Raw genomic sequence first — 11935 nt, forward strand, 5'->3', positions numbered from 1 at the left:
CAGCATGAGCATTCTGATCAACAAAGACACCAAGGTGATTTGTCAGGGTTTCACCGGTGGCCAGGGGACCTTTCATTCCGAACAGGCCATCGAGTACGGCACCAAAATGGTGGGTGGCGTGTCACCCGGCAAGGGCGGCACCACTCATCTGGGTCTGCCGGTGTTCAACACGGTACGTGACGCGGTTGAAGTGACCGGTGCCACCGCCTCGGTGATTTATGTACCGGCCGCCTTCTGCAAGGATGCCATCCTGGAAGCCATCGATGCGGGCATCGAGCTGATTGTCACCATCACCGAAGGCATTCCGACCCTGGATATGCTGGACGTCAAGGTCAAGCTGGAGCAAACCGGCGTACGCATGATCGGCCCCAACTGCCCGGGCGTGATCACTCCCGACGAGTGCAAAATCGGCATCATGCCCGGCCATATCCATAAGAAGGGCAAGGTCGGTATCGTGTCCCGTTCCGGTACCCTGACCTATGAAGCGGTCAAGCAGACCACCGACGAGGGCTTTGGCCAGTCCAGCTGTGTCGGCATCGGCGGCGATCCTATTCCTGGATCGAACTTTATCGATATTCTGGCGCTGTTCGAAAAAGATCCGGAAACCGAAGCCATCGTGATGATTGGTGAAATCGGCGGTACTGCCGAAGAAGAAGCCGCCGCCTACATCAAGGAGCACGTCACCAAGCCGGTGGTCTCCTACATCGCCGGCGTCACCGCCCCTCCGGGCAAGCGCATGGGCCATGCCGGTGCCATCATCTCCGGTGGCAAGGGCACCGCAGACGAAAAATTTGCCGCCCTGCAGGACGCCGGTGTCAAAACCGTGCGCTCCCTGGCCGACATCGGCCAGGCGCTGCGAGACGTGACCGGTTGGTAAAACCATCAGCATTAAGTTGGAAGCAACAAAAAAGGAGCCGAAAGGCTCCTTTTTTATGATGGTTTCAACCCCATTCTGTGGCGGTCGGGTTCGTCGTTCCTGCGAAGCCAGGCATCCAGTAGCCGAACCCGGGTATGTTTCACTTACCGTGTAACGCTCACGGCTTATCGCTGTGCTTGAGTTACATCCGCTCGACGCGGCTCCAGGGATCGGGCTTGATGCTGAAGTGGCCGTGTTGCCAGCGGCTGGCCAGACGGCGGAAGTCGTCGCCTTTCATGTGGATCAAATCCCGGTGGTCGCCACTTTCCATGTAGATGTCGGCCATGCCGAGCACTTCATCGTCCACCAGGGTGTCCAGTGAATAGGCTTCACCCAGGGCGGGTATGGCACCGGGATCGCAGTCATCGAACCACTTCCCGAGGGTGTGCTCCGGCGTCAGCTGTACTTCGCGGTGGATCAGGTAATTCAGGCGTTGAAGATCGACCTTGTCGGCGGCAGGAAGCACCGCCATGATGGATTTACCGTCGTCCCGCTCCAGAATGACCGCCTTGGCCATCTGCGCGAGGGGGACATGACTGGCGATGGCGCTTTGCGCCGCGCCTTCTGCGTAGCTGTGGTGCACCATGTCATAGGGGATATGGTGTTGATCCAGGTACTGCTTCAGTCTGATTGACATAGCCATAGATACCTCCCGAAGGCGATGCCATGTCGGCAGCCTTCTTCTACTGCCTACCCAGTATAGTCCGTCTATGGAAAGTTGACTTTAAAATGCCTCAAATGGCCCTGCGAGCCATTGTTCTGACGTCTCATGGCTCATGGCTTTCCAGCACCTGGCTGATGACTTCCCCCCGGGCCAGACGGGTGCGTAGGGTATCCCCCGGTTGCAACTGGCCGGCATCGGTGATCACCCGGTCCTGATGTTGCGTAATGCTGTAGCCGCGGGCCAGGGTGGCGAGCGGGCTGATGGCGTTGAGCCGGGAGCCGGCCAGAGCCAGTCGATGAGCGCAGCGGTCGAGGCGGGCTTTCAACTGGCTGTTCAGACGCAGCTGAAGGCCGCTGAGCAGCGTCTGACGGCTCTGCAGTCGTTGGGCCGGGTGTTGGTGTTGCAAACGCAGCCGGGCGTTGCTCAGCCGCTGTTGGGCCTGCTCCAGGCGTAAACGCTGGGCACGTTGCAGCCGGGCCTGCAGTTGATCCAGCCGCTGTGCCTGCTGTTGCAGCTGTTGGCGGGGATGCTGGCGGTCGAGGCGTGCGCCGAGCAGCTCCAGCCGACGCCGGTGCTGCTGCAGATAGCGACGCTGGGCCAGCTGCAACCGCTGCTGCCACTGCAGATACTGCTGTTGCTGGGCGCTGCCGTCACGGCTTATCAGTTCGGCGGCGGCGGACGGGGTAGGGGCGCGCAAGTCCGCCACCAGGTCGCTCAGGGTAATGTCCACCTCGTGGCCGACGGCGCTGACCACCGGCAAGTGCGAGGCGGCGATGGCACGCACCAGTCGTTCGTCGTTGAAGCACCACAGATCTTCCAGCGAACCGCCCCCGCGGGCCAGAATCAGCACGTCGGTTTCGGCCCGGCGGTTGGCGGTGGCCAGGGCGGACACCAGTTGCATGGCCGCGGGCTCGCCCTGCACCTGGCTGGGATAGACAATAACCTGCAAATGCGGCGCCCGGCGAGCCAGCACCGTCAGAATGTCGTGTAATGCTGCCCCGGTGGGGGAGCTGATGATACCGATACGGGCCGGGTGCTCGGGCAGCGGGCGCTTGCGAATACTGTCGAACAGCCCTTCATCCCCCAGGCTGCGCTTGAGGGCCTCGAATTGCTGTTTGAGCAATCCTTCACCGGCGGGGGCCATGGTTTGCGCCACCAGCTGATAATCACCTCTCGGTTCATATAGCGTGACTTTGCCGAAGATCAGTACCTGATCGCCATTTTTAGGCTTGAAGCTCACGCTGCGGTTGTTGCCGCGAAACATGGCGCAACGCAGCTGGGACTGGTTGTCTTTCAGAGAAAAATACCAGTGGCCGGAACCCGGAGTGGCGAGGTTGGAGATTTCCCCGCTCAAGGTGACCGCGCCCATTTCGCCTTCCAGCAACATGCGGGCATGACGATTAAGACGGGTGACCGTATACACCTCTGTTAATTTATCCTGATGCAAAATGGCCCCTGATGAGTATCTTTATGTTAAAATAAGCCGGTTTTACGGCTATTTTGCGCTTAATTTGCCAAAATCACAAAAATCGCTTTACCGAAGGGGCTCGGATGCCTAAAATTCTTCGGCAATATTTTTCCCCCAACTAATGGTGAATATTGCGATGCTTAGGATTGCCCAAGACGCCCTGACCTTTGATGATGTACTGCTGGTCCCAGCCCATTCCACCGTACTTCCCAATACTGCGGATCTTCGTACCCGCCTGACTCGGGACATCCATCTTAACATTCCCATTGTTTCCGCCGCCATGGACACCGTGACCGAGGCCGACCTCGCGATCGCACTCGCCCAGGAAGGGGGTATCGGCTTCATTCACAAAAACATGTCGATTGAAGCCCAGGCGGCCCAGGTTCGCAAGGTCAAGAAATTCGAAAGTGGTGTGGTATCCGATCCGGTGACCGTACGTCCCGACATGTCGATCGCCGAGGTGCGTGAACTGACCCTGCAGAATGGATTTGCCGGTTACCCGGTGGTGAGTGCCGAGGGGGAGCTGGCAGGCATCATCACCGGTCGCGATGTACGTTTCGTACAGGACATGAGCAAGCTGGTTCATGAAGTGATGACCGAAAAATCTCGCCTGGTCACCGTCAAGGTTGGCGCCTCCCGCGATCAGGTTGAAGCACTGATGCAGCAGCACCGTATCGAAAAAGTGCTGGTGGTCGGATCCAGCGGCCAGCTGACCGGCATGATCAGTGCTAAGGATTTCCAGAAGGCCGAAAGCAAGCCTAACGCCTGCAAGGACGAGCAGGGTCGTCTGCGTGTTGGTGCGGCAGTGGGCGCGGCACCGGGCAACGAAGCTCGTATTCAGGCGCTGGTTGATGCGGGTCTCGACGTGCTGCTGATCGATTCTTCTCATGGTCATTCCGAAGGGGTGCTGCAACGCATCCGCGAAACCCGCAAGGCGTTCCCGAACCTGCCGATTATCGGCGGTAACGTGGCCACCGCTGCCGGTGCCCTGGCGCTGGCCGAAGCGGGTGTGAGCGCGGTCAAGGTCGGTATCGGCCCGGGCTCCATCTGTACCACTCGTATCGTGACCGGTTGTGGTGTGCCTCAGATCAGCGCCGTGGCCAACGCCGTCGCCGCACTGAAGGAGCTGGATATTCCGGTGATCGCCGATGGCGGTATCCGGTTCTCCGGTGACATCGCCAAGGCGCTGGCCGCCGGTGCCAACTGTGTGATGATGGGCTCCATGTTTGCCGGTACCGAAGAGTCTCCCGGTGAAATCGAGCTGTATCAGGGCCGTTCCTTCAAATCCTATCGTGGCATGGGTTCCCTGGGTGCCATGAGCAAGGGCTCGAGCGACCGCTACTTCCAGAGCGACAACGCCGCCGACAAGATGGTGCCGGAAGGTATCGAAGGACGGGTACCCTACAAGGGCATGCTCAAGGCGATTATCCATCAGCAGATGGGTGGTCTGCGCAGCGCCATGGGACTGACCGGCAGTGCCACCATCGATGACCTGCGCACCAAGGCAGAATTTGTTAAGATATCCGGCGCAGGCATCCAGGAGTCACACGTGCACGATGTGACCATTACCAAGGAAGCCCCCAACTACCGGTTGGGTTGATCCCGAAACGCATTAAACGGGGGGCATGTCCCCCCGTTTTTTCTATTGCCGTCTGGCCCCCCACAGGCGGTCTTTGTAACGAGTAGGAAGACGATGACCAAAAATATTCATGATAACCGGATCCTGATCCTGGATTTCGGCTCTCAGTACACTCAGCTGATTGCCCGCCGGGTTCGGGAGCTGGGTGTGTATTGCGAGCTGTGGGCCTGGGACGTCACCGAAGCCCAGATCCGCGACTTCAATCCGAATGGCATTATCTTGTCCGGGGGACCGGAGTCGGTCACCGAAGCCGGCAGCCCACGGGCACCGGAATACGTGTTCAACGCCGGCGTACCGGTGTTTGGCATCTGCTACGGCATGCAGACCATGGCCGAGCAGCTGGGCGGCGCCGTGTCCGGCTCCAACGAGCGCGAGTTCGGTTACGCCCAGGTTCAGCGGGTGGCCGACTGCGCCTTGTTTGCCAACATTGAAGATGCGGTCGACGCCGACGGCACCGCGCTGCTGGACGTGTGGATGAGCCACGGTGACAAGGTTGTGGCCCTGCCCGAAGGCTTCCAGAAGATTGCCCAGACCGGCAGTTGTCCCTTTGCCGGTATGGCGGACGAGACGCGTCGTTTCTACGGCGTGCAGTTCCACCCGGAAGTGACCCACACCCGCCAGGGTGCGCGCATGCTGGAGCACTTCATTCGCACCATCTGTGGTTGTGAAGCGCTGTGGACCCCGGCCACCATCATCGACGATGCGGTTGCTCGTATTCGCGAGCAGGTAGGCAGCGACAAGGTGCTGCTGGGCCTGTCCGGTGGTGTCGACTCTTCCGTGACCGCCATGCTGCTGCACCGTGCCATCGGCTCTCAGCTGACCTGCGTGTTCGTGGACAACGGCCTGCTGCGCCTGAACGAAGCCGAGCAGGTGATGGACATGTTCGGTGACCACTTCGGCCTGAACATCGTGCACGTGAATGCCGAGCACCGTTTCCTGGCCGCCATGGCCGGCGAAAACGATCCGGAAGCCAAGCGCAAGATCATCGGCCGCGTTTTCATCGAAGTGTTCGATGAAGAAGCGGGCAAGATCAAGGATGTGAAGTGGCTGGCTCAGGGCACCATCTATCCGGACGTCATCGAGTCTGCGGCTCCGCCACCGGCAAGGCCCATGTAATCAAGTCGCACCACAACGTGGGTGGCCTGCCGGAAGACATGGAACTCAAGCTGGTCGAGCCGCTGAAAGAACTGTTCAAGGATGAGGTACGCAAGGTCGGCCTGGAGCTGGGTCTGCCTTACGACATGCTCTATCGTCATCCGTTCCCGGGCCCGGGTCTGGGTGTTCGGGTGCTGGGCGAAGTGAAGAAGGAATACTGCGACCTGCTGCGCCGGGCCGATGCCATCTTCATCGAAGAGCTGCACAAGCACGACCTGTACAACAAGGTCAGCCAGGCCTTCACCGTGTTCCTGCCGGTACGCTCCGTGGGCGTGATGGGCGATGCGCGTAAATACGACTGGGTAGTGTCGCTGCGGGCAGTGGAAACCATCGATTTCATGACCGCGCACTGGGCGCACCTGCCTTATGATTTTCTGGGGCATGTGTCCAACCGCATCATCAACGAAATCGACGGCATTTCACGAGTGGTTTACGATATTTCCGGCAAGCCGCCCGCCACCATCGAGTGGGAATAATCACTCGTTAGGTAACAGCTGGCAGTAACCGGCATGAAATGACACTTAAGCCCATGTTTACATGGGCTTTTTTGTTTTTACAGCCTGCACTGTCTGGCAACAATTAGCAGCGGGAAGCACGACTTGAGCGTGGTATTTAACTTGGTATTATCGGTGAGCGATACCATAAGTGAGAGCCAATACCATGCTGCCTTACCTTATGACTACATGGTATCAAATTTACATAAAGCACTGTTTTTAAAGAAATAAAGAGCCGATTCATAAGGCTTTTTCAGCATGGTATCAAAATCGACTAAGGACCAGACTCATGCTGACCGATACCAAGCTGCGCCACCTCAAGCCCAGAGAGAAGCTCTACAAGGTGAACGATCGGGATGGCCTCTATGTGGCCGTTACGCCGGCCGGCACCGTCTCGTTCCGCTACAACTACTCCATTCATGGACGCCAGGAGACGATCACCTTTGGCCGCTATGGCGTAGGGGGCATTACCCTGGCCGAAGCCCGGGAGCGCCTGAATGAGGCCAAGCGCATGGTGGCCGATGGCAAATCACCGGCCAAGGAGAAAGCTCGGAACAAGGCACGGGTAAAAGATGCGGAAACCTTTGGTGTCTGGGCAGAGAAGTGGCTGCGGGGCTACCAGATGGCGGACTCCACCCGGGATATGCGCCGCTCTGTGTATGCCAGAGAGCTGGAGAAAAAATTCGGCAATCAGAAGCTTTCCGAAATAACCCATGAAGACTTACGAGCGCTGACCGATGCCATTGTAGACCGTGGAGCTCCTGCTACTGCCGTTCATACCCGTGATATTGTGCTCCAGGTATACCGCTGGGCCATTGAACGAGGGCAAAAGGTAGAGAACCCGGCCGATTCGGTAAGGCCATCCAGCATTGCCAGGTTTGAACCCCGCGATCGCACCCTGTCGCCGGAAGAAATCAAACTCATGTATCAGTACATTGAGCGGATTGGTACATCACCGTCCATTCGGGCAGCGGTAAAGCTGCTGCTGCTGACCATGGTACGCAAAAGCGAGCTGACCAATGCCACCTGGAGTGAAATTAACTTCAGCGAAGCGCTGTGGACTATCCCTAAGGAGCGGATGAAACGGCGAAATCCCCATTTGGTGTTTCTATCCAGGCAGGCCCTGGATATCCTGATTGCCCTGAAGACCTTCTCGGGTGGCTCAGACTATATACTGCCGTCCCGCTACGACTCCGACTTGCCCATGAGCAGCGCCACCCTGAACCGCGTGCTGGACCTGACTTATAAGCTGGCTCAGAAAGAAGGGCAGCCCCTTGCCAAGTTTGGCCCTCACGATCTGCGCCGCACCGCTAGCACTCTGCTGCACGAAGCTGGCTACAATACCGACTGGATAGAGAAATGCCTGGCTCACGAGCAGAAGGGCGTAAGGGCGGTTTACAACAAAGCAGAGTATCGCGAGCAGCGTACCGCCATGCTACAGGACTGGGCTGATATGCTTGATGAGTGGATGGTTTAACTCGTTAATAAGCGAAGAGAACGATAATTCTCTTCCTTCTGTCACAATATACTCATTTTCTCTGATCCAGAGTTTGCTTGTAACAAGTGATTAAGCAGAAATGATTTGATGGTTAGGTGCTTATCGATTTGCTCGTAAATATCAACTATCTTATCGGATTCAACGAATGGGTCACAGTAAATTATTGCCCTCAGATTTCCTTGTTGAACAAAAAGGAAGTTTAATCGACACCACCGGAAAATAATTCTAAAGTTCGGGGTGTTGAGATGTATACTTTTTATTATTCACCCTAAATTATTGTTTATAATCTCGTTCAATTTAGTCGTCTAACTGATCTTTTCGACATTAAACTACCGGGGAAGTTAAGGCTAGTAATGCAATCTCTAGCCTCTATGAGACAGGTATTAAATTTTTATTCTTTGCTCGACAACTAGGTCAGAAACCTCCCAGTTATATGCATCGATTAACTTCGCCATTTCATTGTAAACGGGCTTTTCTTTGTCAATGTCACGAATTGTAATTAGTATTGTGAATGGGATTTGAACCCCTTGAGCTTCGACACCTTCACGGTCTAGAACGGATACTCTTAACCTCCAGTTTTCAATGTTTGTGCCGTTGGAAAATCTCTTATAATAGACTTTAATTGGAGACCATTTATCACCATTCTTAATAAGTTCCGACTCAAAGCTATGTGCTTCTTGCTGGCGTGGAATCTTTGATGAGAAGCTACCATCTTTATATTCACCAAAACCTACATTCACATCAAACTGACAGTATTCAAATGCTCTATTTGGATCTAGTTTGGGTTGATATACTAAAGTTATGAAGAATTCAGCTCTCACTTTCCCTTCTTCTGTGCGGAGACACTCAGGAATAGGAAACGGTAACTTTTCCACTTCAAAACTCTTTTGGGCGTGCCCCTGAAACGCGAGGGTTGTTTCAAAATCATTCACTTCAGCAATGCTGTTAATATCTTGAGGTAAGCCCCAGCCATAATATAACTTGTGTTCTTTATCAAGCTTATAACCATGATTCATATTCGCATTATGAATTAATAAAGCCTTTACAAGGTTTGGGGAGGCTCTTTCACCTAGTTGCTGATAGATATTAGCAGCGACAGTGGCAATAATCGGCGTTGAAAAACTAGTGCCAATATCGTTTCTCTTGTTGCCTAGGGGACAAACTGAGTTTACGCCCAATGGGATTGGCATTCCCCCTACTGAAAGTAAGTTCCCGCCAAAGTGTACTAAGTCTGGTTTCTGTATGTAGTTCGAAACTGGTCCTTTACGGCTAAATGGTGACGGCTCTTCATTAAGTACATGTCCATCAATATGAGCTAAAGCGCCAACTGTAATCGCGCGGACAGAATCAGCAGGACTAGATACACCATCATTAAGTTTTGAAATTGGAGGCCAACTCCTGAGCGAATCAGTATAATTACCTGCTGCTACGATACATAAGCAATCATATTTATCTTGAAACTCATCAAGCATTAAAGCCATTGTGGAAATTTCATCAAGAGATACAGGCGAAGATGAGCCTAGAGACAAGTTCCAAATTTTAATATGCGGCTGCTCTTGGGCCACTTCATGCATTGCATTAATAATTTCAAACACATCACCCACACCATCACCAAGCACTTCAACACTGAATATTTTTGATTGACTCAGTGGAAAGCGCACATCTTGATTAAAGAGGAATGAATTCGATACTAAGCCACTCACAAATGTACCGTGAGAAAAGTTTCTCAAAGGCTCTGGAACATAGCATTTCGAACCAACAACCCAATTCTGGATAGCAGGACAATCACTACTGACTCCACTATCGACCACACCAATTATCGGATACAATCTATCATCCAGAGGTTCTGATAGTTCTGCTTGCTCTGGCTGAACAGTTGAATCAGACATTGGCTTTACGGTTATGCTCTGCGAACGAATAGCGCTTTGTACTGAGCTTATAAACGGTAAAAGTTCTAACAAAGATTTAGGATAAGAAAAAACTTTATAAAGACGTACCGATTCTGAAGGGTGCTTTACCCATTTAGCCTCATAGTTATTTAGCAACGCTTCGAACTTTTGGTCAACAACTAGGTTGAGTTTATCATCTCGATAACGAAACAAGCGAATAATTATTGGTTCTAAATCTGTTCCGATACAATCGAGGTTAGGAGTGTATTTGCTAATGCCTTTAATAGTTGACAGTGCCTTAATTGCACTCTTGGTTGCGGCCTTCTGAATCTTGTCACGTAATACAGCAAGACCTTCTGCATTTACTTGCACTAAAAACTTACCATACCCTTGATCGCCAAAAAAAGGACATGTTTTATCATTGAAAAGTGCCGTAGGTCTATGTGTTTTTGCTATGGCATTTTTTTCCAACTCAACAACAGCTGCACATGTATTAACACCACCAATTTTTGTTCCAACTTCTAAGGAGTGGGATACAGCATCAATAGATGAAAGTAGTTCAGATCTAAACTCTGCTGTCACAGGCTTCAATGGAGTAGAAGACCCCCCTGTGTTCACTGGCGGCTGAAAATAATCAGTAGTAGAAAATTGGACATGTTTTATAGGATTCTTAGGGGTGCTCATTTTTTATTATCCTTGAGTAGCCGACTAACATAGCTCGGTGATATATCCCATAATAAAGAGAATAGTTTCCCTGTGAAAAGGTCCCCATTTAACTCTTTTAGTTTTTGCATGTTTATACTGCGTGCTTCATCATCTTCGAAATTTAGCCAAGGGTATAATGAGAGCAAAATAGTTCTCACAAGACTAATTTTTGAGGCTGGCAGCTCGTTAATAACGGAGTATCTTAAATACTCATATGTTGCCATTTCGATCTCTGCACCAGTCATTCCATCCGACACTTGAACACATAACTTCAAATCTTCTTCAGTAAACTCATGTTTCGAAAGCAAAGAATTGAAAATTGCATATCTTTCTTTTTCTAATGGTGGACTAAGTTCTAACTTGTAGTGAAATCTTCTACCAATTGCCGGGTCTAAAAGGTGGACATGGTTAGTTGCAGCTACAACGATCGTATCTGTTAGAGTATCTATGTTCTGAAGCAAGCTAACTACAACTCTCTTTAATTCCCCGATCTCGTTCTTGTCATCTCTGGCTTTGGCTATAGCGTCGAACTCGTCAAGAAAAAGGACGCACGGCTGAGACTGCGCATAGTCAATCAGAGCTCTTATGTTTTTCGATGTAGAGCCCAAATAGGATGATATTAGAGCATCAGCACGTGCAGTAACTAAAGGAAGCTCTAGCTTTGCAGCAATATAGTTAGCTAATTTACTTTTACCTGTGCCTGGGGCTCCATGTAAAAGTAACGTTGGATTAATAGGTATATTTAGCTCAATCAGCTTCTCTTTTTTATCTATATAGCCTAAGAATGACTCAACTATCTTTTTTGAACCTTCTGGTAGAAAAACCTGAGAATCCATAATCGATGGATGGGACATATCCGCTAGAGAAAAACGGTTGTCTTTCTCGACCGGTATAGGCCTCTGAAAAGCAGAGTTTGCTGACGCTCCTTTCGCTGTAACCGGATGTACATTTCCTTCTAGCTGCTCAATAAGCCCTTTAACCGCAAGGTTTTCACCATCGGCCTTCAACTTTTCAATGAGTTGTTGGATATAAATAGAAACGTGCTTACGGTCACTTGCTAGAGCACCGCGCACAATGTTAGATATTTCAGTATAGTACTTCATCTTTCGAGCCAACAAGGAAGCTGATGAACTCATTTTGACATATAGTGAACCAATTTGCTCAACTAATTTACTACATGTCGATTTCAGTTGCTTTTTGGTGGTTTTTTGAACTATTATGCGTCAACATTTCTATCAGCGACCATTGATCGTTGCTTAATGTGGTTCTCCAATCGCCCTAAATAGCTGTTCCGAATAGTAGATCACTGTAAGGAAGGGAACTCAGTCCAGTTTGTGCGATCTGATCAGTCGCCAAACAAAACAAAACGACACCCAAAGGACTGAGTTCATGCCGATCTTACCACCCCTACCTCGCCCAGAGCGACGCCGAATGCACAAGATTATTCAGACTACGCGCGACAAGCAGCATGCCCGTCGAGTCATGGCCATCCTACTGCGTTATGAAG

At 52.0% G+C, this 11935-nt stretch carries 7 protein-coding genes and 2 pseudogenes; 5 read left to right on the forward strand and 4 right to left on the reverse strand.

The window, feature by feature from the left end; all coding sequences use genetic code 11:
* Window positions 1-4 precede the first annotated feature (4 nt).
* The gene (gene sucD / locus BFR47_RS09965; RefSeq protein ID WP_071472927.1) at window positions 5-877 is read left to right on the forward strand and encodes a succinate--CoA ligase subunit alpha; all 873 of its coding nucleotides are present in this window, start codon (window positions 5-7) and stop codon (window positions 875-877) included.
* A 181-nt stretch (window positions 878-1058) separates the two neighbouring features.
* Here sucD and BFR47_RS09970 read toward each other — a convergent pair whose 3' ends face one another.
* Together BFR47_RS09970 and xseA are read right to left on the reverse strand one after the other, a co-directional pair.
* Entirely contained in the window at window positions 1059-1559 is a 501-nt protein-coding gene (locus tag BFR47_RS09970) for an aminoacyl-tRNA deacylase (RefSeq protein ID WP_071472928.1), read from the reverse strand.
* A 124-nt stretch (window positions 1560-1683) separates the two neighbouring features.
* Window positions 1684-3027: an exodeoxyribonuclease VII large subunit gene (gene xseA / locus BFR47_RS09975; RefSeq protein WP_083399084.1), complete on the reverse strand. Its 1344-nt coding sequence runs from the start codon at window positions 3025-3027 to the stop codon at window positions 1684-1686.
* Between the two features lie 157 nt (window positions 3028-3184).
* Here xseA and guaB point away from each other — a divergent pair, with 157 nt between their 5' ends.
* From guaB to BFR47_RS09990, 3 genes and pseudogenes are all read left to right on the forward strand, one after another.
* Window positions 3185-4648 (forward strand): IMP dehydrogenase, encoded by a 1464-nt coding sequence (guaB, locus tag BFR47_RS09980; protein WP_071472929.1) that lies wholly within the window; start codon window positions 3185-3187, stop codon window positions 4646-4648.
* 93 nt (window positions 4649-4741) lie between these two features.
* A pseudogene (guaA, locus tag BFR47_RS09985) lies at window positions 4742-6318 on the forward strand (glutamine-hydrolyzing GMP synthase).
* 307 nt (window positions 6319-6625) lie between these two features.
* Window positions 6626-7813, forward strand: a complete 1188-nt coding sequence (locus tag BFR47_RS09990; protein WP_071472930.1) for a tyrosine-type recombinase/integrase — start codon at window positions 6626-6628, stop codon at window positions 7811-7813.
* Window positions 7814-8217: 404 nt separating this feature from the next.
* Here the strand turns inward: BFR47_RS09990 and BFR47_RS17505 are convergent, their stop codons facing one another.
* On the reverse strand, window positions 8218-10407 hold the full coding sequence (locus tag BFR47_RS17505) for a S8 family peptidase (RefSeq protein ID WP_083399085.1): 2190 nt from the start codon (window positions 10405-10407) through the stop codon (window positions 8218-8220).
* Window positions 10404-11531, reverse strand: a complete 1128-nt coding sequence (locus tag BFR47_RS10000) for an AAA family ATPase (protein WP_071472932.1) — start codon at window positions 11529-11531, stop codon at window positions 10404-10406. The genes BFR47_RS17505 and BFR47_RS10000 overlap by 4 nt, the downstream gene beginning before the upstream one ends.
* Window positions 11532-11817: 286 nt before the next feature.
* Between BFR47_RS10000 and BFR47_RS17820 the strand changes: the two are divergent.
* Window positions 11818-11935, forward strand: a pseudogene (locus tag BFR47_RS17820) (IS630 family transposase); the annotation flags it as partial.

Origin of the sequence: Oceanisphaera psychrotolerans, from assembly GCF_001870485.1 — a bacterium.
In the GTDB taxonomy this organism is placed as follows: Bacteria; Pseudomonadota; Gammaproteobacteria; order Enterobacterales; family Aeromonadaceae; genus Oceanimonas; species Oceanimonas psychrotolerans.